Origin of the sequence: Mesonia hippocampi (assembly GCF_014197445.1) — a bacterium.
Classification (GTDB): Bacteria; Bacteroidota; Bacteroidia; order Flavobacteriales; family Flavobacteriaceae; genus Mesonia; species Mesonia hippocampi.
Window position 1 is genome coordinate 1 of record NZ_JACIFO010000003.1, and the last position, 25044, is coordinate 25044.

Sequence of the window (25044 nt, forward strand, 5' to 3'; positions counted from 1 at the left end):
AATGATTCCGGATAACGCTTGCATCCTCCGTATTACCGCGGCTGCTGGCACGGAGTTAGCCGATGCTTATTCTTACAGTACCGTCATCTGAGTACACGTACTCATTATTCTTCCTGTATAAAAGCAGTTTACAACCCATAGGGCAGTCTTCCTGCACGCGGCATGGCTGGATCAGAGTTGCCTCCATTGTCCAATATTCCTCACTGCTGCCTCCCGTAGGAGTCTGGTCCGTGTCTCAGTACCAGTGTGGGGGATCTCCCTCTCAGGACCCCTACCTATCGTCGCCTTGGTAAGCCGTTACCTTACCAACTAACTAATAGGACGCATACTCATCTATCACCGCCGAAACTTTAATATATAATTGATGCCAATCATATATACCATGGGGGATTAATTCAAATTTCTTCGAGCTATACCCCTGTGATAGGTAAATTGTATACGCGTTACTCACCCGTGCGCCACTCGTCATCAGAAAAGCAAGCTTTTCTATGTTACCGTTCGACTTGCATGTGTTAAGCCTGCCGCTAGCGTTCATCCTGAGCCAGGATCAAACTCTTCATCGTTGTTTTTTCCATTTGCTCTAAAAAAGGATATTTATTTGCTATTTAGCTTTAATTCGTTTTTACTGTCAATATTTCAATGAACTCTCATTCTGTTAAAAAGAAAGGAATCGAACCTTTTATAAACCCTTATCGTTTCTTCTTGTTTCTTACAAACCCACTCTCGTTGTTTGCGGCTGCAAATGTATAAGCTTTTTTCTTTCTGACCAAATGTTTTTGAAAATTTTTTAAAAATATTTTTTTTAACCGATTTTCTAAAAACAATATCCTTTCTACTCCTGCTCCTACACTACTCTCACCCTAACTCCTCAATGAACTCTCAAGCTTTATACTTGACCGCTTAGCGGGCTGCAAATATACAACCGTTTTTTACTTTGGCAAGTTTTTTATTCTATTTTCTTAGATTATTTTTCAAGATTAAACTTAAACTATTTATTCACAACAAGATAAAATAATATTTTTTTTAGAAAAATAACCTCTCTACTATAAAAACGTAGAATTTCAGGCTTGCAACTTCTCTCAAAGTAATTATATTTACGCCAAATCTTAAAAAAACATGGAAAAGACCCCTTTATTTACTAATGATGCTATTGTATTTGGATTATTAATGCTAGTATTGGCTTTTGTATTTTATACTTCTTCTATAAAGAAAGGATTATGGGTTAAATTTTACAAAGTTATTCCCGCTTTATTAATGTGTTATTTAATTCCGGCTATATTAAACTCTATTGGAATAATTAGCGCTAAAGAGTCTAACCTATATTATGTAGCAAGCAGGTATCTTTTACCCGCATCTCTTGTATTAATGACATTAAGTATTGATCTAAAAGCCATTTTAAACTTAGGCCCTAAGGCGCTAATTATGTTTTTTACAGGAACTCTAGGTATTGTGATAGGCGGCCCTATAGCTATACTTATTGTAGGCTCAATTTCTCCCGAAACAGTTGCAGGCATTGGCCCAGATGCTATATGGAGAGGTTTAGCCACACTTGCAGGTAGTTGGATTGGCGGTGGTGCAAACCAAGCTGCTATGTTAGAAATTTTCCAATATAACCCTGAAAAATACGGAGGAATGGTTTTTGTTGATATTGTTGTAGCTAATATTTGGATGGCCGTGGTGTTAATAGGCATAGGAAGAACAAAAGCCATCGATAAATGGCTTAAAGCAGATTCGTCTGCGATTACCGAGCTTAAAGAAAAAGTATCTAACTACACTGCCAGCATTACACGTACACCTACCTTAACCGATTATATGATTATGTTAGGTTTAGCTTTAGGAGCTGTTGGGATAGCTCATTGGGGTTCTGAGAGTATCTCTAATTTCTTGAAAGATAATTTTGAAACGTTTAATGATAGTACTTCAGCCTTATCATCGTTTACGTCTACGTTTTTCTGGATGATAACCATTGCGACATTTATCGGAATATTGCTTTCTTTTACAAAGGCAAAAACCTATGAAGGAGCAGGTGCTAGTAAATTAGGAAGTATTTTTATCTACATCTTAGTAGCTACTATAGGTATGAAAATGGATTTAGGGATGATATTTGACAACCCTGGGCTAATAGGTATTGGTTTAGTCTGGATGGCTATACACGCAGGCTTGCTTATTTTGGTTGCTAAACTTATTAAAGCTCCTTATTTCTTTTTAGCGGTAGGAAGCCAAGCAAATGTTGGTGGAGCCGCATCGGCTCCTGTTGTAGCCGCAGCATTTCATCCGTCATTAGCTTCTGTTGGAGTTCTTTTAGCTGTTTTAGGTTATGTTGTTGGTACTTGGAGCGCCTACGCCTGCGCTATCTTGATGCAAATTGCCTCAGGAAACTAATAAATTAAAGTATATTTACCCCACTTTATTATACCTTATTTAATGAAAAAAATAATTAGCATACTTAGTGTTATTACATTACTTAGTGCCTGTAAAGAAAAAAAGAGTTTTACACTTAGCGGACATGTAGATGGACTAAAAAAAGGAACGCTTTTTCTGCAAAAGATGAAAGACACGCTTATTGTAAACCTTGATTCTATCCAAATAAATGGTGATGCCAACTATCATCTTACTACAAATTTAAAAGAACCTCGTTTACTTTTCTTATACCTTGATAAAATAGATGGGGATAAAAATGATGATATTATTGATTTTTTCGCAGAACCTGGAGAAATGACATTGAATACTAGTCTTGATAATTTTGAATTAGACGTCAAGATAACAGGTTCTGAAAACCAAATTCGTTGGGAAAAATACCAAGAAATTCTAAAGCAATTTAATGCAAACAGTCTAGAGTTAATTCAAGAGAATTTTGAAGCCCATAAAAATAAAGACAGTACTGCTATTGCTGCTTCTAGAAAAAAATATGAAAACTTATTAAAACGCAAATACCTTTACACTGTAAATTATGCTATTGGTAATAAAGATTATGCTATCGCACCATTTTTGGCACTTACAGAAATCTACGATGCTAACATTAAATACCTCGACACGATTTATAGCGCTCTAGACAAGCCTATTAAAAAATCTATTTACGGAAAAGAGTTAAAAAAATACATCAAGGGACGTAAAAAAGAAGAAAAGCTAGCTGATAAGGTGATTGAGAAACGTTCATAAACTATAAAAGATTCATAGTAAAAACAAAAAATCCAGGAATTTCCTGGATTTTTTGTTTCTTATAAATAAAACGATGTATTACTTATAGTGCGTTTAATTTAGCCACCAAGTCTTGAGCTTGTTTCTCAATACTTTGATTTACTTCTTTTAAGTGAGCACTTCTATTTTCTACATTTTTATTATTAATTTCTCTAATAAAATCACCGTGAATAGCTATAGCTTCATCTACAATAGCTTCTGTTTGCTCGGTGTTTGCATTAGGATTTAAAATTTGTTGAATATATGCAGCTTCTATAATACCTGCTGTTACATAATTCAAATCTTTTTTTAGGTTTCTTATACTTGCCATAAGGTTTATTTTAGATTGCAAAAGTACAACTTATTTTTATATTGTTACTTCTAAAAGCACACACTTATCAGTTTCTATAAAAACAGCCTCACATTGTGCCGGGATTAAGGCTGTTTGTCCTGTGTTTAATGCTACTTTTTCCTTAGTTTTTTTACATGAAATTTCGCATTTCCCTTCTACACATATATATATAATAAACGATTCTACCGTTGCGTAAGAAACTGCTTTTGCTTGTGTAAGGTATAAATAGTTGGTTGTAAAGTACTGATTCTGTTCCATTCTTACAGAATCGTTTTCTTTTTTAGTATAAGCTAATTTATAATTACTTGTTTTAGAAAAATCTATAGCATCTAATGCCAATGCAGTGTGTAGTTCTCGTTTTTCGCCATTAATGTCAGGACGGTTCCAATCATAAACACGGTAAGTAACATCTGAGGTTTGCTGTATTTCTGTCAACAACACTCCTTTCCCAATGGCATGAATTAAGCCAGGGTGAATAATATAACAGTCGCCTGTTTTAACTTTTTCGGCATTTAGTATGGTTGGTAAACTCTCTTTTTTTAAATGTTTTAGGTAAACATCTTTCGAGATTTGCTCATTAAAATCTATAATGATACGGCTATCATCATCTGCTTGCATTATATACCACATTTCGGTTTTCCCGTATGAGTTATGGCGTTTTTTTGCAATTTCATCATCAGGATGCAACTGTACTGATAAGTTTTCTCGGGCATCGATAAACTTTATCAATAACGGAAAATGATGCTTAAATTTTTTATAAACTTCCTCCCCTACTATTTCTTTTGGATAACGCTGCATTAAGTCTCGTAATGTGTTTCCTGCCAGAGGTCCATTTTTTACAACAGAGCAATCGTTCCCCACATCGCTAATTTCCCAACTTTCCCCAATATGGTTTCCAGAAAAAGGCTTATTTAACAGCTTTCTCAATTTAGTACCTCCCCAGATTTTTTCTTTTGGGATTGGATGAAATGTTAGTGGATATAATGTTTGGGTGTTTTTCATTAAAAATTCTCTATATATTAATTCAAGCCTGTTCGCCTTGGTAACTCACAAAATTTCTTGGGGTTTCATATAAGGTAACTCCTAGTTTGTGCTCTTTAGCGATATAAGGTCGAAGTTTTTCCCAGATAACAACAGCTATATTTTCTGCAGTGGGGTTTAGCTCCTTAAATTCTGGAACTTCTATATTTAAGTTTTTGTGATCAAAATGATTCTCTACATGTTCTTTTATAAGCTGTTTTAATATTTTTAAATCGATTACAAAACCTGTTTCCGGGTTTATTTTCCCGGTTACCGATACAATCAACTTATAATTATGCCCATGATAATTGGGGTTGCTACATTTCCCAAATACTTCGGAATTTTTTTGATCGCTCCACTCCTTCCGAAATAACCGGTGTGCTGCATTAAAATGAGATTTTCTGTTTACTGTAATCATGAAATATGCGCGTAATACTTTTCGAAAATTATTTTAAACCAAGCGGTATATATTTCAGGATTTGCTTCCATATCTGCTTTTATATCTTCTAGCTTCATCCATTTCCAAGCTGCTACTTCTGAAGGGTTTACGTTAGGATCTCTATTATATTTGCCTATTAAAATATAATCGTATTCATGCTCACTCAATCCATTTGTAAATGGAGCTTTATAAATAAAAGAAATACTTTCTTCCAAATCTGTACTAAAGCCCATTTCTTCTTGTAGCCTTCGCTTTCCTGCTTCGATATTTGTTTCTCCTTCACGTTGGTGACTGCAACAAGTGTTAGTCCATAATCCTGGAGAGTGATATTTCCCTAAAGCCCTTTGCTGTAATAAAACTTCTCCTTTTTCATTATAAACAAATACAGAAAAAGCTCGATGAAGCAATGCTTTTTCATGAGCTTCAATTTTCTCCATCAAACCAATCTGCTCATCTTTTTCGTTTACTAAAATTACGTATTCTTTCATCTTTTACAATTTTTCAAATTTTAATATTACACAACTTAAAACCTAAAGACCTAAGACTTCTTTAAGCTGCAAAATACCCTTAAGTTGAAACCTTTTTTCAACGAAAAAATTTTGCTCATTCCACAAGCCTCCAAAAATACAAAATCTAACAATCATTTAGAAGTATTTTAAACAGGTTTTAAGAAACTGCTTTTTGCATAAAGCAAAAATCGCTTTCATGTAAAACAGAAAGCGATTTTCACCAAATATATTTTCATTTTTTATTTTACGGTAAAGGTTCACCTACTTTTACATCACAACGGTGCCCTGCTTGCCCATGTGGAGGATTTGGTTTTCCTTGCATACCCTCTGCCGTTTGCTGCTTAGCACGTGGTTGTACGGTGGTATTTGCTTTTTGGGTAGTATTCCCCGTGTTTCCGTACAAATCCTTATTTAGTAAATTTGCATTGTTTCCGCTCTGAGTTGCAGACCCATCTAAAGGCGCACCAACAGGAATACCACAACGGTGACCTGGCTCTCCATGAGGTGGATTTGTTTTGGGGCTAGCTTTTGCTGCTGGTGTAGTTTCTGTTTTCTTATCTACCTGTTTTGTAGTTTGTGTATCTGATGCTTCTGCTGGAGTGCTTTTTTTCTCATCTGCACAGCCTATCCATAACAAACCGCAAACACAAAACAACGGGAGTATTTTTTTCATAACTTAATTCTATTTAATTATTTAGGTTAAGGGCGAATATAAAAAAAACAAACAAAACGCCATAATTAAATTAACATTCTTTAAAAATAGTTATCTCTTTACAAGAAACTCCTTATTTTTTTGTAGCAGGACAAAAAAGAATATCTTTGCCCCACAAAATTTTCAACTCCCCATGAAGTTACAAAACGAAATAAATAAACGTCGTACATTCGGAATTATCTCTCACCCAGATGCGGGTAAAACCACCTTAACCGAAAAACTACTCCTTTTTGGAGGCGCTATACAAGAAGCTGGTGCTGTAAAATCTAATAAAGCAAAAAAAGGTGCCACCAGCGATTTCATGGAAATTGAACGTCAACGTGGGATTTCGGTGGCTACATCGGTGTTAGCTTTCGAGTATAAAGACATTAAGATTAACATTCTTGATACTCCAGGACACAAAGATTTTGCCGAAGATACCTTTAGAACCCTAACGGCAGTAGATAGTGTAATTGTTGTAATTGACGTTGCTAAAGGAGTTGAGGAGCAAACCGAGAAATTGGTAGAAGTTTGCCGTATGCGTAACATTCCTATTATTGTTTTTATCAATAAACTGGATCGTGAGGGAAAAGATGCCTTTGACTTGCTAGACGAAATCGAACAAAAACTCCACCTTAAAGTAACCCCACTTAGTTACCCTATCGGGATGGGGTACGATTTTAAAGGAATATACAATATTTGGGAGCAAAACATTAACCTGTTTACAGGCGACCCCCGTAAAGATATCGAAGAAACCATAGAAGTTACCGATATTAACAATCCGGAATTAGACGACCTTATTGGTAGCGATGCAGCAAATACCTTACGTGATGAATTAGAACTTGTGCAAGGTGTTTACCCTGATTTTGACCAAGAAGCCTACAAAGCTGCAAAACTTCAACCTGTATTTTTTGGTTCGGCATTAAACAACTTTGGTGTACGAGAATTGCTAGACTGCTTTATAGATATTGCCCCAACACCGCTACCCAAAGAAAGCGAAACCAGAATAGTAAGCCCAGAAGAAGATAATTTTACAGGTTTTGTATTCAAAATACATGCTAATATGGATCCTAAACACCGCGACCGTTTAGCCTTTGTAAAAATAGTTTCGGGCATTTTTAAACGAAATGTCCCTTACCTACATGTACGCCAAAATAAAAAATTACGTTTTAGCAGCCCTAATGCATTTTTTGCCGAGAAAAAAGAAATTGTAGAAAACTCTTTCCCAGGAGATATTGTAGGTTTACACGACACAGGAAACTTTAAAATTGGCGATACCCTTACCGAAGGAGAACTTTTAAATTATAAAGGCATTCCGAGCTTCTCTCCAGAGCACTTTAGGTACATTAATAACGCAGACCCAATGAAGTCTAAACAATTAGAAAAAGGAATAGACCAATTGATGGACGAAGGGGTTGCCCAGCTTTTTAGATTAAACCTTAACAACCGAAAAATTATAGGAACCGTTGGGGCCTTACAATATGAAGTTATCCAATACCGCTTAGAGCATGAATATGGTGCAAAATGTACCTACGAAAACATTAATGTACATAAAGCTTGTTGGGTAGAACCCGAAGATGAAAAAAATGAAGAATTTGCCGACTTTAAACGTGTAAAAAGTAAATTTTTAGCTACCGACAAGCGTGGGCAATTGGTATTTCTTGCAGATTCTCCTTTTTCATTACAAATGACACAACAAAAATACCCCAGTATAAAATTCCATTTCACCTCAGAGTTTTAATAAACCTTGCTTAGAAAAACACTCTTAAAAAGCTTATAATGAAGTATGATGTTATTATTGTGGGTGGAGGAGCTGCGGGTTTCTTTACGGCTATCAATATAGCCGAACAAAATAAAAAACTAAAAATAGCCATTTTAGAAAGAGGCAAAGATGTTTTAGCTAAAGTTAGAATTTCTGGCGGCGGAAGGTGTAATGTAACCCATGCCTGTTTTGACCCTAAAGCGCTAACTCAATTTTACCCAAGAGGAGAAAAAGAACTACTAGGACCCTTTCATCGGTTTTGTTCTGGCGATACAATAGCTTGGTTTGCCGATAGAGGTGTAAACTTAAAAATAGAAGACGACGGACGTATGTTTCCCGATACAGATTCTTCTGAAACAATTATCAACTGTTTTTTACAAGAAGCAAAACGTTTAAAAATAGAAATATTAACAGGGGTTAGCGTACAGGGTTTCTGTAAGAAAGAAAATGTTTGGGAACTAAACACTTCAAAAAGCAATTATACGTGTACCCACCTTGCCATTACTACAGGAAGTAACCCGAAAATATGGCAGCTTATAAACAAATTAGCGCATACCATTGTACCGCCTGTACCTTCGCTGTTTACCTTTAATATTAAGGATAACCGCATTAAAGATTTAATGGGAATAACTGCTAAAGCAAACATTAAGGTAAAAGAAACAAAACTAGAAGCTAGCGGCCCTTTACTAATTACACATTGGGGCATGAGTGGTCCCGCTATCTTAAGACTATCAGCATGGGGTGCGCGTATTTTGGCCGATAAAAATTATCAGTTTCATATTGCAGTAAATTGGGTACCACAACACAATACAGCTTCCATACTCGAAGACCTTCAAAAAATACGCAAAGCAGAAGCTAAAAAAACAGTAAGCAAGCATAAACTTTACAAGCTCCCCAATCGTTTATGGGAACGTATTGTAAGTGCAAGTAGTATTAACGAACATGTAAAATGGGCCGATTTAAACAATAGCCAGCTACATACATTAGCCAATCAGCTTACTGCAGCAACCTACCAAGTAAACGGAAAAAGCACTTTTAAAGAAGAGTTTGTTACAGCGGGTGGCGTAGACCTAAAGGAAATTAACTTTAAAACCATGCAAAGTAAACAACAAGAAAATCTTTATTTTGCGGGTGAGGTTTTAAACATCGATGCTATTACAGGAGGTTTTAACTTCCAAAATGCATGGACAACAGCATTTATAGCTGCGCAAACCATAGCGAATAAATAAAAAAAGTGCATTTGCTACCTGCTAAAATTTTATCACTATTCTTTACAAAAACAAATACCCAACTTTACTCTTGAGAAATAAAGTTGGGGTTTGCACTATAAAACATTCATAATATGGTTAAGGTATAGTAACCATTTGTAAGTTTTGCGTTGCTTCATAAACCTTAAAAAAACCATTTAATTGAGGTTCAATAACTAAACTATATTTTTTCATCACAGCATCAGTTAAAATGGTAGACTATAATTAGAATATATACGTACTTCTCTAGCATAAACTTTGGCACCGAAAAAATTTTCTTCTTCTATCAAATATATAGTTTTATAAACAAGTATATTATACATTTCTATCACGTTAAACTTCTCAAAAAGCTTAGGATATATTATTTTATCTTGGTTGTTATTTATCCAAGTAGTGTCTATGAGTTTGACATCAGGAACTTTTAAAGAGGCGTTTAAATACCTACTTTTTATAAAAGTTATAAAGTCTTTATCATAAATAACGTTTTCCTTAAAATAGATGGTTTTCCAATAATCATAGTCTCCTGCATATTTTCTATTCTTTAAGCCTATAAGACGAGTTTCTTGATTTTTACCTCCGTCATAATACACGTATAGCGTGTCTTTATCAAAATATTTCTCTTTTAGTTCTTGATAAGTATTTTGAGAAAACAACGGTAAAACAAGAAATTGTAATACTATAACTAAACTATATTTTTTCATTATTCTGGCGGGCTATAATTAGAAGAAACGAAAACTTCCCTAGCATATACTTTAGCACCAAAAAAATTCTCCTCTTCTATCAAATAAACAACTCTTGGGGTTAAAAGCTGGTATAACTCCCAAACTTTAAACCTTTCAAACAAGTTCGGATATATTATTTTATCTTGATTGTTATTTATCCAAGTAGTGTCTATGAGTTTGACATCAGGAACTTTTAAGGATGGATTTAAATACCTATTTTTTACAAAAACAATATAATATCTACTTTGATGTAAATATTCATCTAAATACACCTTTTTCCAATAATCATAATCTCCTGCATATTTTCTATTCTTTAAACCTATTAAACGAGTTTCTTGATTTTTACCTCCGTCATAATACACATATAGCGTGTCTTTATCAAAATATTTCTCTTTTAGTTCTTGGTAAGTATTTTGAGAAAACACGGGTAAAAGAAGAAATTGTAATACTATAACTAAACTATATTTTTTCATTATTCTGGCGGGCTATAATTAGAATATATACGTACTTCTCTGGCATAAACTTTGGCACCGAAAAAATTCTCCTCTTCTATCAAATAAACAACTCTTGGGGTTAAAAGCTGGTATAACTCCCAAACATTAAACCTTTCAAAAAGTTCCGGATATACAATCTTATCTTGGTTCTTATTTATCCAAGTAGTGTCTATGAGTTTTAAATCCGGGATTTTTAAAGAAAAATCAAGGTATTTGCTTTTTATAAAACGAATAAAGTCCTCATCATAAAACACATTCTTTTTAAAGAAAAACACTTTTTCATAATAGTAAGGTCCTAACAACTTACTTCCTACAGAAACAATTTCTGATTTTTGTAACTCTCCCCCATTGTAATAAACATATAAAGTATCTTTATCAAAATACATCTCCTTTAATTCTTGGTAATTATTTTGTCCAAAAAAATGCAATGGCAAAAACTGAAAGAAAAATATTATATAAATTGAAACTTTCATATATCTAATTTTTACTAAAACTTCGCCCTACAGTAATGTATCTTCCATAAATGTGAAATTCTATATCATCACTTTTTATTTCGTCATCAAATGTTTGGGTATGGTGCAAGCCTTCCATACTATAATAATAGAAAAAATCGTTCCAATTAAAAGGAGTTGGAGGAACAGTAAGTCCATTATGAGTTCCTCCAAAGTCTAAAGACTCTGCAGAATTCTGTTCATTTTGCGGTATCATGTCATCTTTTACCACTGCCAAGTTACTAGCAAGGGTTGGCACTAAATGGTTGAACATAAAACTGTGCTGGTCGCTATTGGGACTGTTAAAGTTATTGTACATATCGTTAATCATCATACTTAAATCCTTATTGTTAATGTTAGGCAAAGTTGCCCCTGCATTACTGTCTAATTTTTTTAAAGTTAAAAAAGCATGAATAGTTTCGTGTAGTATAGTTCTTGCCACCGTTATATTAGAAGCTTTAGGCAAATTAATCCCTCCTACTAAAGCTTGTTTATTAATCCGTATAACAATATTTACAGTGTTAATACTATTGGTAGTATTATTGTATGTACCGTTTACCAAATCGGTATGCCCATTAGCTTGTTTTGTGGGATTTTGTGTTGAGGGAAGGTTATCTGCTATCTCAAAACTTACATTTAGATTAGGGTTTTGTCCAAAAGTTGCTTGAAATATATTTTTAAATAAAGAAGTATTTGTTAGTTTATCATAAATATTTATAAACCTTACCTTTTCTGGTTCTGGGTTTGTAGCATTTGGTGTAACTGAAGTTAAATCTATATTATAGGGTGATTTAAACGAGCGAGAAACATCCATATTAAACGAAGGATGTTCGCTTATTATATTTACTGCTTCATTAGCAAACTCCATCGCTTCAGGGGAGAAATGGTTTTCTATTGCAAAATTAATTACCTCTCTAAAAGCAGCTTTGCTTTCTTCTGTATGAAGTGGAGATAACAACTTTGCAAATAATTTATTTATTAATGTTGTTACACTTGCTTTGTTGCCGCTGGTTATTAACCAATTTTCAGCTTCCTCGCTTAAACCTAGTGTTCCTGCTATAAATGTAATTTTGGCAGCTGTATAATCGTCTATTAGTTTAGGCTCTGGTATTTGTGTAAAAGGCTCTTGGGTAAAGTTTTCATTAGTGTAATCGTTTCCTGGTATATATTGCGGATAACCATACCATCCAGAAGGATTTGTACTTCCTCCTCCACTAGTACCACTTGGAGTTCCACCTATATTAAAGCCACCTCCTTTTTCACCATCCTCGGTAACATAAACCGCTCCACATGGGACACCTTGTGTAAATTCTTGTACATAACCTTTAGTACCACATGTACAACTCGGATCTCCTGGAAAATGCCCTGCACATATACATGGGTATATCCCTACTACTGACACCTCTCCACAAGGATATGATTGTATATTTTTACCAAAAACAGGTTCCCATTCTATAGGCTCATCGGTTTCTATAGCATAACGCATCACAAAACCTCTTGTTCCTTCGCTATCTTCTACAACCACCAAATTCTCATAATACGATTTTGGAGTTTTATAATATTCCTCTTCTAAAGAAATTATTCCAAAAGTGTACGAAGTTACTCCCTCTCGCTCTACCTTATAGCCAGGACCTAAATACGTATGTGTATAAGGCATTTCTCCGCTTAAATTATTAACCGTATTAAATTGAAAACTTGAACTCAACGTTTTAAACTCTTCAATAGATAATTCTTGTATCCCTCCTTTTTTTGTTGTTTCGCTTACGCTTGTTTCTTCTATAAGGACATCTTCCTCACAACTAGAAAAAATAAATACACTTAGTATAAAAACTAGCTTAAACCAGTAAAATCTGTGTGTGTGTGTGTGTGTTGTTTCATTATATAAATTTTTTAAGTTAATTTAAGTTAAATATATTAAAAACTATCTCAATAAAGAAACATTTAAGTAATAAATAAAAATTAACTTTAACAACTTCTATATAAACTATACTTCGTTTACAAGTATTAAAACCATTTACTATGGCTTACAATCCTATTTGGTAGCGCAAGCCTAAATTAACCCATCGGGTTGGCATGGGCACAGCTCCAGCTTCGGTATAACGGGTATTAAATAAATTACTCACTTGGGTGTAAAGTTCTAATTGAGGCATACGGTAGCTTAGTTTTATATCGCTCACCCAATAGGCATCGTTCAGTTCACGTTTAATCCATCGGTTTTGCCAACTAAGTAAGTATTTATTTTTAGTATAAGAAACTCCTATAATGGCTTGATGCTTTAAACTTTCTAAAACATATTTAGAAATTAACTCGTTAGTTCTATCTTCCTTTTTAGGGCTTAAATATTGATAATTTACTTGATAGGTAAACACATCATTTTTGGTTATTTTTAAATTTTGTTGCCAGCTTACATGTAAACCTCTCATTTTTTGGTTTCCTACATTAAAAGGTTGGTAAGGTTCTTCGGGTACTATACGTGTCCAATCTATAAAATTGCTAATATCACGTAAAAAAGCACCTGCATAAAAATACATTCCGTTAGCTTTATACGTTGCTCCTGCTTCGTATTGCCAAGCAGCTTCAGGTTGTAAATTAGGGTTACCAATATTTCCTGGACGTTGGTTTAAGTATAAATCGGTAAACGAAGGAATACGCTGACTGCTACCAAGATTTACATTTATTTTCCAATGTTTAGGTAAAGTATAGGCAAGCTCTATCCCTGGGTACCAATCAAAACCATAATCTGTATTATAATTAAAGTAAGCGCCAGCGTTAAGCAGTAAATTATCAAAAAGTGTTGTTTTATACTCCGCAAACCAGCCCTGATTTTTACGCTCGTGTTTCCCAAGGTTCGAGCTGTTTACTTCCTCAAAACGTGCTTCATAACCAAAACCGAAATCACCAACAGCACTAGTATATACCCCATGTAACTCTGCCATAAAAGCATTGGTATAATGCTGAGAGCGCGCCTTACTTATATCATCTCTGTAAAAACGATAATCGTCCTCATTATACCTATTGCTTAAACGGGGTTTTATTATCAAATTATCGGTTATATAATGTTTGCTTCCTACACTGGTAACCAAAGTGTTTACCAACTCGTAAGCTTCCTTATCGTAAGGTGCAGCATAATAAGCATTTGCTCCAAACTCGTTGGCTACATAACCGCCCATTACATCGATAAAGTTTTTATCATTAAGCTTATAATTACCTTGATATAAAGCTTTTTTGTTTTCAGAAGCAGTATTGTAACGTTGCCCGTTTGCTTTTTCGGTAGCTAAGGCAAATAAATGCTGTGTTTTCCCTATAGAAATTCCAGCGGAAGCTTCCACCCCGCCTCCTGCATAAATACCACTTCCATCACCTTTGTCTTTTTTCTTAAAAGAGCTTCCACCATAGGCATGAATATTTACAAAAGGCGTATAACTGGTTTTAGTTACAATATTAATAGCTCCTGTTAAAGCATTAATACCGTACATTCTTGAAGCGGGTCCTTTAATAATTTCTATACGTTCTATAGCGTGTAAAGGAATGGGAAGGTTTAACGAATGGTGAGCCGTTTGTACATCGCTAATTTTTACACCGTTCCAAAGTATAATGGTTTGCTCGAAAGAACCCCCATCAATACTCACATCGGCTTGACTTCCAAAAGGTCCACGTTGCCTAACATCTATACCTAAAACATAAGACAAGGCTTCGTTAACCGAAGATATAGGTAATTTTTTTATAGTTTCTTTACCTATTACCTGAATGTTTCGTGTAGCCTCTTCAAAAGGAATTTGTAAACGGTTTTCTTGTAAAATAACTTCTTCCAACTGCTCGGCAACTGGGGTTTCTTGCGCATAAAAAAATATACTACTAAGTAAAAAAATGTAAGTAAAGCTCTGCTTAAACATAAATCAACAATTTTATTATTATCCGGAGCAAATGTTGTAACTTTCTGGACGAGTACACTAGTCCAGTTATAAAACAATGAATAGTCCGGATATTACTTTTTACACAAAACTCTTACATATAGAGCATACACTAGCAACCCCAATATACCTACAGCTAGCACAGCAACTAAGCAATGCCATACAACGCGGAATTTTACCACAAGGAACTAAGCTTCCTGGTACGCGCCCTTTAAGTAAAGCAATACATTTGCACCGTAATACTATTGTTGCAGTATATGAAGAATTAGCGTTACAAAGTTGGGTGGAAATTATTCCCAATAAAGGCACTTATGTACTAAAACCCAATAAACATAAAACAACAGCCACTGCCGAACCAACACAGTTGGCTAATCAATACCCACAACAAACAGGTTTTTCATTCTTTCCATCAATCCATTTAGCATCGCCTTATAAAAAACCAACTACAACTTATACCCTTAACGATGGGCAACCCGATGTAGGCTTATTACAAATAAATCAATTAACAAAATGGTATTCTGCATCCTTAAAACGAAAATCTTTAATAGGGAAATGGAACGACCGCATGTTTGAACCCAATTCCTATTTTGAAAAACAACTTAGCAACTACCTAAACCTTACCCGAAATTTACACCTAAAGCCTACTAACCTTATGGCTACACGTAGCACCGAAATGTGTTTATACATCGTAGCACAATTGCTTATAAAACCTAGAGATATTGTGGTAATAGGAAATAAAAATCCGTTTACCTCAAACATGATTTTTCAACAATCTAAAGCACAACTAATAAGTATTCCGGTAGATAACGAAGGTTTAAACATAAAAGCCTTAACAACATTACTCGAGCAAAGACAAAAAATTAGGGCTGTTTATATCTGTTCCAATAGGCAATACCCTACAACCTATGCACTAAGTGCTGCTAGAAGAATAAAACTTTTACAATTGGCTAAACAATACAAATTTGCCATAATAGAAGACGATTTTGATTATGATTTTCAGTACGAAGCCACCGCAAGAACTCCGCTAATTAGTGCCGATACCTACGGTAATGTAATTTATCTTGGCAGGTTTGGACAATCGCTTCTTCCTACCTTACAAACAAGCTTTATGGTTGCTCCTTCTGCTTTTATTACAGAGGCTAAAAACTACCGACAGATGATAGATAGGCAAGGTGATCTTGTTTTGGAACAAATTTTATCAGAAATGATTCATGAAGGAGAAATACACAGACAAATAAAAAGATCATTAAAAGTATATAAACACCGCAGAGATGTAATGTGCAGTGAGTTAAACAATACTTTTAAAAATAAAATCGCTTTTCAAGTTCCCGATGGTGGATTAGCAGTTTGGGTAAGCTTCTCTCCGGCTATATCTTTATTTCAATTTGCTAAAAATGCCGAGTTGGCAGGTATTTATATTCCTGAAACTTTGCTCTACCAAAACAAAGAGTATTGTTGCTTAAGGATAGGTTTTGGAAATCTTGATGAAGATGAAATTCCACTTATCATACAAAAGCTTAAAGCTTCTTACGATAGAAGTGTTGCGGTATAAAGTATTACAGATTAGAAAATTGTATTTATTATGAAATAAAAAGTGCCATGCGAAAACATGACACTTTTTTACTTTTTATACTTATTAATTAGATTAAGCTTGCCCTGTAGGCCCAAAATTCATTGGGATTGGAGGCTTATCATAATCTTTTATTTCACCATGAGCTTGTTCAAATCTTGCTACATTATCTCCTAAAGCCTTTAGCAAACGCTTAGCATGCTGAGGCGTTAATATAATTCTAGACTGCACTTTGCTTTTTGGTACGCCAGGCATAATATTTACAAAATCTACCACAAACTCTGAAGGTGAATGGTTAATTACTGCTAGATTACTATAAGTACCTTGTGCAACTTTCTCGTCTAACTCTATATTTAACTGGTTCTGCTTCGCTTTTTTATCTTCGCTCATAACAAGTATTTTTTTATTAGTTTAAGTTTACTTCTTGCTTGTTCTCTTCCACTTCTTTAAAGTCATCTTTAGACCCTACAATAATGTTATCGAACTCACGTAGTCCTGTACCTGCAGGTATTTTATGTCCTACAATTACGTTTTCTTTAAGACCCTCTAACTGGTCTACTTTACCACTTACCGCTGCCTCGTTAAGTACTTTTGTTGTTTCCTGGAACGATGCCGCAGAAATAAAGGATTTTGTTTGTAACGAAGCTCTTGTAATACCTTGTAAGATTGGCGTTGCCGTTGCTGGTTGTGCCTCTCTTGCAGAAACCAATACCTTATCTTCTCGACGTAAAAGAGAGTTTTCATCTCTTAATTGACGAGCAGTGATAATTTGTCCTGCTTTTAAGTTTACACTATCGCCTGCATCTTCTACAACCTTCTTACCGAAAATCTCATCATTTTCCTCCATAAAGTCCATTTTATGAACTAATTGGTTTTCTAGGAATATGGTATCTCCAGCATCTTGGATTCTTACTTTTTGCATCATTTGGCGTACAACTACCTCGAAGTGCTTATCGTTAATTTTCACTCCTTGTAAACGATATACTTCCTGTACTTCATTTACTAAGTATTGTTGTACAGCACTTGGTCCTTTGATGTTTAATATATCTTCTGGGGTAATTGCACCATCCGATAAAGGCATTCCTGCTCTAACATAATCGTTTTCTTGAACAAGAATTTGATTAGAAAGTTTTACCAAATACTTTTTAATTTCTCCTAGTTTAGACTCTACGATTATCTCGCGGTTACCTCGTTTAATTTTACCAAAAGAAACCACTCCGTCTATCTCACTTACTACAGCTGGATTAGAAGGGTTACGTGCTTCGAATAACTCGGTTACACGAGGAAGACCTCCAGTAATATCACCTGCTTTAGAAGATTTACGTGGTATTTTCACTAAAATCTTACCTATTTTAATTTTTTCAGCATCATCTACCATTAAGTGAGCACCAACTGGTAAGTTGTAAGAACGTATTACCTGTCCTTCTTTATCTAAGATAAGAAGTGTAGGTATTTTCTTTTTATTTCTAGATTCTGAAATTACTTTTTCTTGGAAACCTGTTTGTTCATCGGTTTCTACTTGATAAGTAATTCCTTGTTCTATGTTTTCGAATTTAATAATACCTGCAAACTCAGAAATAATTACCCCGTTATAAGGATCCCACTGGCAAATTACATCGCCTTTTTTCACCTTATCGCCTGGTTTTATAAATAATTGAGCTCCGTAAGGGATAACATTATTTGCTAACATTATGCCTGTGTCTCCATCATGTATTTTAACTTCCGATGTTCTAGAAATTACGATTTCTGCCGTTTCTCCTTCTTGGGTTTCTCCTGCAACAGTTTTTAAATCGTCTATTTCTGCAATACCATCAAATTTAGCTATTACTTTATTTTCTTCCGAAATGTTTCCTGCAATACCTCCTACGTGGAACGTACGTAAGGTAAGCTGAGTACCTGGTTCTCCAATAGATTGTGCTGCAACTACTCCTACTGCTTCTCCTTTTTGTACTGTTTTGTTGGTAGAGAGGCTTCGGCCGTAACATTTTACACAAATACCTTGTTTAGCTTCACATGATAATGGCGAACGTACTTCGATACTGTCTAAGGCAGAATTGTTTATTTTTTCTACAATTTCTTCCGTAATTTCCTCTCCTGCTTTTACAAGAAGTTCTTGAGTAATTGGGTCTATAACATCGTTTAAGCTGGTTCTACCTACAACTCTTGCGCCAAGACTTTCTACTACTTCTTCATTCTTTTTAAGCGCTTTTACTTCTATACCTCTTAAAGTACCACAGTCTTCTTCGTTAATGATTACATCTTGCGAAACATCAACCAAACGACGAGTTAAGTAACCTGCATCGGCCGTTTTTAATGCGGTATCGGCAAGTCCTTTACGCGCACCGTGTGTAGAGATAAAGTATTCTAAAATTGAAAGTCCTTCTTTAAAGTTAGAAAGAATTGGGTTTTCAATAATTTCTCCTCCACCCGAGTTAGATTTCTTAGGTTTTGCCATCAGTCCACGCATACCAGTTAACTGACGAATCTGCTCTTTAGATCCCCTTGCTCCAGAATCAAGCATCATAAACACAGAGTTAAATCCTTGTTTATCTTCTCTAATTCGTTTCATGGCAAGTTCTGTAAGGTTAGCATTGGTTGCTGTCCAAATATCAATTACCTGATTGTAACGCTCGTTATTGGTAATAAGTCCCATGTTGTAGTTTCCTGTAATCGAATCTACTTGGGTGTTTGCCTCTTCTATCATGGTAAACTTCTCTTCTGGGATAATAATATCTCCTAAAGAGAATGATAGACCTCCTCTAAATGCAAAGCCATATCCTAGGGATTTCATTCTATCTAAGAAATTACCTGTTTCTGGCACACTTGTTACTTTTAATATCTTACCGATAATATCACGTAAGTTCTTTTTGGTAAGTACTTCGTTAATAAAACCAGCTTTTTCTGGAACTACTTCATTAAATAATACTCTACCAACGGTAGTTTGTATTAATTGTGTTGTTAATTCGCCTTCTTCGTTAAAGTCTTTAGTTCTAACTTTTATACTAGCATTAAGACTAACTTTTTTCTCGTTGTAAGCGATGTTAACTTCTTCTGGCGAATAGAAAGTTAAACCTTCACCTGCTACTTTAAAGTCTGGTGTAGATTTACGCTCTTTCGTCATGTAATACAACCCAAGTACCATATCTTGAGACGGTACCGTAATTGGCGACCCGTTAGCTGGGTTAAGAATGTTGTGCGATGCCAACATTAATAACTGCGCTTCTAAAATAGCCTCTGGCCCTAATGGTAGGTGTACTGCCATCTGGTCACCATCAAAATCGGCGTTAAATGCGGTACAGGCTAATGGGTGTAATTGTATTGCTTTCCCTTCTATTAATTTAGGTTGAAATGCCTGAATTCCTAGACGGTGAAGCGTAGGAGCACGGTTTAATAATACAGGATGTCCTTTAAGAACGTTTTCTAAAATATCCCATACTATAGGCTCTTTTTTATCGATTATTTTCTTTGCAGACTTTACCGTTTTTACAATACCTCTTTCTATTAGTTTTCTGATAATAAAAGGCTTGTATAATTCTGCTGCCATGTTTTTAGGCAAACCACACTCGTACATTTTAAGCTCTGGCCCTACAACAATTACCGAACGCGCTGAATAATCTACACGTTTACCTAATAAGTTTTGACGGAAACGCCCTTGCTTACCTTTTAATGAATCTGAAAGTGATTTTAACGGACGGTTAGAGTCTGTTTTTACCGCTGAAGATTTTCTTGTATTATCGAATAACGAATCTACAGATTCCTGTAGCATACGCTTTTCGTTACGCAAGATAACTTCTGGTGCTTTGATTTCCATTAAACGCTTAAGACGGTTATTACGGATAATTACACGTCTGTATAAATCATTTAAATCTGAAGTTGCAAAGCGTCCACCATCTAAAGGCACTAATGGTCTTAACTCTGGTGGAATAACCGGAACAACTTTCATAATCATCCACTCCGGTTTGTTTTCTTTATTTAAATTAGCGTCTCTAAAAGCTTCTACTACTTGTAAACGTTTTAGCGCTTCTGTTTTACGTTGTTTAGAAGTCTCGTTATTAGCTTTATGTCTAAGCTCGTATGATAATTCATCTAAATCTAAACGCTGTAAAATATCTATTAAGCATTCTGCTCCCATTTTTGCAATAAACTTATTAGGGTCAGAATCCTCTAGGTACATATTTTCTTGTGGAAGTGTATCTAAAATGTTTAAATACTCTTCCTCGGTAAGGAAATCCATTTTTTGTAATGGTTCTCCTTCTTCATTTTTAGCATTACCCGGCTGAATTACTACGTAACGTTCGTAGTAAATAATCATATCGAGTTTTTTAGAAGGTATTCCTAACAAATAACCTATTTTATTAGGTAAAGAACGGAAATACCAGATGTGTGCTACGGGTACAACTAAATTAATATGCCCCACACGGTCTCTACGTACCTTTTTCTCGGTAACTTCTACACCACAACGGTCACAAACAATACCTTTATAGCGTATTCTTTTATACTTACCACATGCACACTCATAATCTTTTACAGGTCCGAAGATACGCTCACAGAAAAGCCCATCACGTTCAGGTTTGTGCGTACGGTAGTTAATGGTTTCTGGTTTTAAAACCTCTCCACGAGACTCTGCCAAAATGGCCTCTGGAGAAGCTAAACCTATGGAGATTTTATTAAATCTCTTTTGTGTATTCTTATCGTTATTTCTTGCCATAGTATATGGTACTAAAAGAATTTGATGTAATTTTTACTCTTAACAATTATTTCAATTGTTATTACTCTTCCAACTTAATATCTAAACCTAGACCTTTAAGTTCATGCATAAGTACATTGAACGATTCTGGTAATCCTGGTTCTGGCATTGGTTCTCCTTTCACGATTGCTTCGTAAGTTTTTGCTCTTCCGATAACATCGTCTGATTTTACAGTAAGGATTTCTCTCAATGTGCTTGATGCTCCATAAGCTTCAAGTGCCCAAACTTCCATCTCTCCAAAACGCTGACCTCCAAATTGAGCTTTACCTCCTAATGGCTGTTGTGTAATTAGCGAGTATGGTCCTATAGAACGTGCGTGCATTTTATCATCAATCATGTGACCTAATTTCAGCATGTAGATTACTCCTACGGTTGCTGGTTGGTCAAAACGATCTCCTGTTCCTCCATCGTATAAATAGGTATGCCCGTATCTTGGGATGCCTGCTTTATCGGTAAGCTCATTAATTTGTTCTAATGAAGCCCCATCGAAAATAGGAGTCGCGTATTTTTGCCCTAATTTTTGACCTGCCCATCCTAAAACAGTTTCGTAAATCTGCCCAATGTTCATACGAGATGGTACCCCAAGTGGGTTTAGTACGATATCTACTGGTGTTCCGTCTTCTAAGAATGGCATGTCTTCCTGACGTACTATTCGTGCAACAATACCTTTGTTACCGTGACGTCCTGCCATTTTATCTCCTACTTTTAGTTTACGTTTTTTAGCAACATAAATTTTAGCAAGTTTTAAAATTCCAGATGGTAACTCATCTCCTACTGTAATGGTAAATTTCTCACGACGCAAGTTTCCTTGTAAGTCGTTTTCTTTAATTTTATAGTTATGAATTAAATCGGCTACTAAAGCATTTACATGATCGTCTGTAGTCCAAACTCCATGTGTTAAATGCGTATAGTCATCTACAGAGTTTAACATTTTAAGGGTGTATTTTTTACCTTTTGGTAAAACTACTTCTCCTAAATCGTTTTTAACTCCTTGTGCTGTTTTACCTGCTACGATGGCAAAAAGCTTTTCGATTAATTCATTTCTTAAAACTTCAAACTTCGCTAAATATTTATCTTCTAGCTTAGCTATTTGTTCTTTATCTTGTGCACGTTTACGCTTATCTTTTACGGCACGTGCAAATAACTTTTTGTTGATAACTACACCGTTTAATGATGGTGAAGCTTTTAACGATGCATCTTTTACATCTCCCGCTTTATCACCAAATATGGCACGTAGTAACTTTTCTTCTGGGGTTGGATCGCTTTCTCCTTTTGGAGTAATTTTTCCAATTAGAATGTCGCCAGGTTTAACTTCTGCTCCAATTCTAATCATACCATTTTCATCAAGGTCTTTTGTAGCTTCTTCAGATACGTTAGGGATATCGTTAGTTAATTCTTCGTTTCCTAATTTAGTATCACGAACTTCTAATGAATATTCATCGATATGAATTGAAGTAAAGATATCCTCTCTTACTACTTTTTCTGAAATTACAATTGCATCCTCAAAGTTATATCCTTTCCAAGGCATAAAGGCTACTTTCATATTACGTCCTAAAGCCAGCTCTCCATTTTCGGTAGCATAACCTTGACACAATACTTGTCCTTTCTCTACACGGTCTCCAACTTTAACTATAGGTTTTAGGGTTACCGATGTACCTTGGTTAGTTTTTCTAAATTTAATAAGATCGTAGGTTTTAGAATCAGAATCGAAGCTTACCATACGTTCTTCTTCTGTGCGATCGTATTTTATGGTTATTTGTCTTGCATCTACATACTCTACTACTCCTGCTCCTTCTGCATTCATAAGTACTCTAGAGTCTGAAGCTACTTGACGTTCAAGCCCTGTTCCTACAATAGGTGCATCTACACGTAATAAAGGTACTGCTTGGCGCATCATGTTAGATCCCATCAATGCACGGTTTGCATCATCATGCTCTAAGAACGGAATAAGTGATGCTGATATAGACGAAATTTGGTTTGGTGCTACATCGGTATAATTTACTTCGCTTGGTGTAATTACAGGGAAATCTCCTTCCATACGTGCAATAAGTTGGTCTGTTGAAATAGTACCATCTTCATGCATTGGTATATTGGCTTGTGCAATTAATTTATCTTCTTCTTCTTCTGCAGATAAATAAGTAGGTGCATCGCTTAAGTTAACTTTTCCGTCTTCTACTTTACGGTAAGGTGTTTCAATAAAGCCCATTCCGTTAACTTTCGCATACACAGAAAGTGAAGAAATAAGCCCAATGTTAGGTCCTTCTGGGGTTTCGATAGGACAAAGTCTTCCGTAGTGTGTAAAGTGAACGTCACGAACTTCGAAACCTGCACGTTCTCTAGATAAACCTCCTGGCCCTAACGCAGATAATCTACGTTTATGAGTAATCTCTGCTAATGGATTGGTTTGATCCATAAACTGAGATAACTGGTTGGTACCAAAAAATGAGTTAATTACAGAAGATAATGTTTTTGCATTAATCAAATCTATTGGCGTAAACACTTCGTTATCACGAACGTTCATACGCTCACGAATGGTACGAGCCATACGTGCTAAACCAACACCAAACTGCTGAGATAATTGTTCTCCCACGGTTCTTACACGACGGTTAGAAAGGTGATCGATATCATCTATCTCTGCTTTAGAGTTAATTAACTCTATTAAATATTTTACAATGGTAATAATATCTTCATTGGTAAGTACTTGCTTATCCATTTCGATATTAAGACCTAATTTTTTATTCATTCGGTAACGACCAACTTCTCCTAGGTTGTAACGTTGGTCTGAGAAGAACAATTTATCGATAATACCACGAGCAGTTTCTTCATCTGGCGGCTCGGCATTACGCAATTGTCTATAAATATGTTCTACAGCCTCTTTTTCTGAGTTTGTAGGGTCTTTTTGTAATGTATTATGAATAATTGCATAATCTCCTGTAGAATTATCTTCTTTATGAAGTAGGATAGTTTTAGATCCTGTTTCTAAGATTTCTTCGATATGCTCTTTTTCTAATACGGTATCACGATCTAGGACGATTTCGTTACGCTCGATAGAAACAACTTCTCCTGTATCTTCATCTACAAAATCTTCATACCATGTATTTAAAACACGGGCTGCTAATTTACGTCCTAAAACTTTTTTTAATCCAGATTTAGAAACTTTTACTTCTTCTGCAAGGTCAAAAATTTCTAAAATATCTTTATCTCTTTCAAAGCCAATAGCTCTAAAGAGTGTAGTAACTGGTAATTTCTTTTTACGATCGATATAAGCGTACATCACGCTATTAATATCGGTTGCGAATTCTATCCAAGAGCCTTTAAAAGGAATTACTCTTGCAGAATATAATTTAGTTCCGTTTGCATGGAAAGATTGCCCAAAGAATACGCCAGGTGAACGGTGTAATTGAGAAACAACAACGCGTTCTGCCCCATTAATAACAAATGTACCACTTGGCGTCATGTAAGGAATGGTTCCTAAGTATACATCCTGTACGATGGTTTCAAAATCTTCGTGTTCAGGGTCGGTACAATATAATTTTAATCTTGCTTTAAGAGGAACGCTATACGTTAACCCACGCTCGATACATTCTTGAATAGAATAGCGAGGAGGATCTACGAAATAGTCTAAAAACTCTAATACAAATTGGTTACGGGTGTCGGTAATTGGGAAATTCTCCATGAAGGTATTGTATAAGCCTTCATTTCCCCTTTCTTCTGATTTGGTTTCTAATTGGAAAAAATCTTGAAAAGATTTTATCTGAATATCCAAGAAATCTGGATAATCAGGTCTATTTTTTACAGAAGAAAAATTCAATCGTTCAGTTTGCGTTTCTAACATCTATAGGACGGAATTTAAGGTTTTCAGCATGAGCCATTTCAGACTGAAAGTATATAAAATATATAGTAAAAATAGTG

The 25044-nt window shown here is 35.2% G+C and carries 18 protein-coding genes and 1 rRNA gene; 5 read left to right on the top strand and 14 right to left on the bottom strand.

The window, feature by feature from the left end; all coding sequences use genetic code 11:
* Positions 1 to 563, bottom strand: a 16S ribosomal RNA gene (locus tag GGR32_RS04140); the annotation flags it as partial.
* A gap of 553 nt (positions 564 to 1116) precedes the next feature.
* Here GGR32_RS04140 and GGR32_RS04145 point away from each other — a divergent pair.
* Together GGR32_RS04145 and GGR32_RS04150 are read left to right on the top strand one after the other, a co-directional pair.
* Positions 1117 to 2382: a DUF819 family protein gene (locus tag GGR32_RS04145; protein WP_183476764.1), complete on the top strand. Its 1266-nt coding sequence runs from the start codon at positions 1117 to 1119 to the stop codon at positions 2380 to 2382.
* Positions 2383 to 2424: 42 nt separating this feature from the next.
* A complete protein-coding gene (locus GGR32_RS04150) occupies positions 2425 to 3159 on the top strand; it encodes a DUF4369 domain-containing protein (protein WP_183476766.1) in 735 nt (244 codons plus the stop codon).
* An 82-nt stretch (positions 3160 to 3241) separates the two neighbouring features.
* Here the strand turns inward: GGR32_RS04150 and GGR32_RS04155 are convergent, their stop codons facing one another.
* The 5 genes from GGR32_RS04155 to GGR32_RS04175 form a co-directional block, all read right to left on the bottom strand.
* Positions 3242 to 3508, bottom strand: coding sequence for a hypothetical protein (locus tag GGR32_RS04155; RefSeq protein ID WP_183476768.1), 267 nt, complete (start codon positions 3506 to 3508; stop codon positions 3242 to 3244).
* Between the two features lie 36 nt (positions 3509 to 3544).
* Positions 3545 to 4531 carry a type I phosphomannose isomerase catalytic subunit gene (locus GGR32_RS04160; protein ID WP_183476770.1) on the bottom strand — a complete coding sequence of 329 codons (987 nt, stop codon included), beginning with the start codon at positions 4529 to 4531 and terminating at the stop codon, positions 3545 to 3547.
* 22 nt (positions 4532 to 4553) lie between these two features.
* Entirely contained in the window at positions 4554 to 4967 is a 414-nt protein-coding gene (locus GGR32_RS04165) for a 6-pyruvoyl trahydropterin synthase family protein (protein ID WP_183476772.1), read from the bottom strand.
* Positions 4964 to 5476, bottom strand: a complete 513-nt coding sequence (gene idi / locus GGR32_RS04170) for an isopentenyl-diphosphate Delta-isomerase (protein WP_183476774.1) — start codon at positions 5474 to 5476, stop codon at positions 4964 to 4966. Before idi ends, GGR32_RS04165 begins: the two co-directional genes overlap by 4 nt.
* Positions 5477 to 5741: 265 nt before the next feature.
* A complete protein-coding gene (locus tag GGR32_RS04175; protein WP_183476776.1) occupies positions 5742 to 6170 on the bottom strand; it encodes a hypothetical protein in 429 nt (142 codons plus the stop codon).
* A gap of 172 nt (positions 6171 to 6342) precedes the next feature.
* Between GGR32_RS04175 and GGR32_RS04180 the strand changes: the two genes are divergently transcribed.
* On the top strand, positions 6343 to 7929 hold the full coding sequence (locus tag GGR32_RS04180; protein WP_183476778.1) for a peptide chain release factor 3: 1587 nt from the start codon (positions 6343 to 6345) through the stop codon (positions 7927 to 7929).
* Between the two features lie 38 nt (positions 7930 to 7967).
* Positions 7968 to 9179, top strand: coding sequence for a BaiN/RdsA family NAD(P)/FAD-dependent oxidoreductase (locus GGR32_RS04185; protein WP_183476779.1), 1212 nt, complete (start codon positions 7968 to 7970; stop codon positions 9177 to 9179).
* A gap of 224 nt (positions 9180 to 9403) precedes the next feature.
* Here GGR32_RS04185 and GGR32_RS04190 read toward each other — a convergent pair whose 3' ends face one another.
* From GGR32_RS04190 to GGR32_RS04210, 5 genes are all read right to left on the bottom strand, one after another.
* Positions 9404 to 9898: a hypothetical protein gene (locus GGR32_RS04190; protein WP_183476780.1), complete on the bottom strand. Its 495-nt coding sequence runs from the start codon at positions 9896 to 9898 to the stop codon at positions 9404 to 9406.
* Positions 9898 to 10392 (bottom strand): hypothetical protein, encoded by a 495-nt coding sequence (locus tag GGR32_RS04195; protein ID WP_183476782.1) that lies wholly within the window; start codon positions 10390 to 10392, stop codon positions 9898 to 9900. The genes GGR32_RS04190 and GGR32_RS04195 overlap by 1 nt, the downstream gene beginning before the upstream one ends.
* Positions 10392 to 10886, bottom strand: coding sequence for a hypothetical protein (locus GGR32_RS04200; RefSeq protein WP_183476783.1), 495 nt, complete (start codon positions 10884 to 10886; stop codon positions 10392 to 10394). The genes GGR32_RS04195 and GGR32_RS04200 overlap by 1 nt, the downstream gene beginning before the upstream one ends.
* A gap of 4 nt (positions 10887 to 10890) precedes the next feature.
* Positions 10891 to 12609 carry a hypothetical protein gene (locus GGR32_RS04205; protein WP_183476785.1) on the bottom strand — a complete coding sequence of 573 codons (1719 nt, stop codon included), beginning with the start codon at positions 12607 to 12609 and terminating at the stop codon, positions 10891 to 10893.
* Between the two features lie 319 nt (positions 12610 to 12928).
* Positions 12929 to 14797 carry a TonB-dependent receptor plug domain-containing protein gene (locus GGR32_RS04210; protein ID WP_183476794.1) on the bottom strand — a complete coding sequence of 623 codons (1869 nt, stop codon included), beginning with the start codon at positions 14795 to 14797 and terminating at the stop codon, positions 12929 to 12931.
* A gap of 76 nt (positions 14798 to 14873) precedes the next feature.
* Here GGR32_RS04210 and GGR32_RS04215 point away from each other — a divergent pair, with 76 nt between their 5' ends.
* Positions 14874 to 16367: an aminotransferase-like domain-containing protein gene (locus tag GGR32_RS04215; protein WP_183476796.1), complete on the top strand. Its 1494-nt coding sequence runs from the start codon at positions 14874 to 14876 to the stop codon at positions 16365 to 16367.
* 93 nt (positions 16368 to 16460) lie between these two features.
* Here the strand turns inward: GGR32_RS04215 and GGR32_RS04220 are convergent, their stop codons facing one another.
* The 3 genes from GGR32_RS04220 to rpoB form a co-directional block, all read right to left on the bottom strand.
* Positions 16461 to 16775 (bottom strand): DUF3467 domain-containing protein, encoded by a 315-nt coding sequence (locus tag GGR32_RS04220; RefSeq protein WP_183476798.1) that lies wholly within the window; start codon positions 16773 to 16775, stop codon positions 16461 to 16463.
* 16 nt (positions 16776 to 16791) lie between these two features.
* Positions 16792 to 21093: a DNA-directed RNA polymerase subunit beta' gene (rpoC, locus tag GGR32_RS04225; protein WP_183476800.1), complete on the bottom strand. Its 4302-nt coding sequence runs from the start codon at positions 21091 to 21093 to the stop codon at positions 16792 to 16794.
* 61 nt (positions 21094 to 21154) lie between these two features.
* Positions 21155 to 24967 carry a DNA-directed RNA polymerase subunit beta gene (gene rpoB, locus GGR32_RS04230; protein ID WP_183476801.1) on the bottom strand — a complete coding sequence of 1271 codons (3813 nt, stop codon included), beginning with the start codon at positions 24965 to 24967 and terminating at the stop codon, positions 21155 to 21157.
* Positions 24968 to 25044 lie beyond the last annotated feature (77 nt).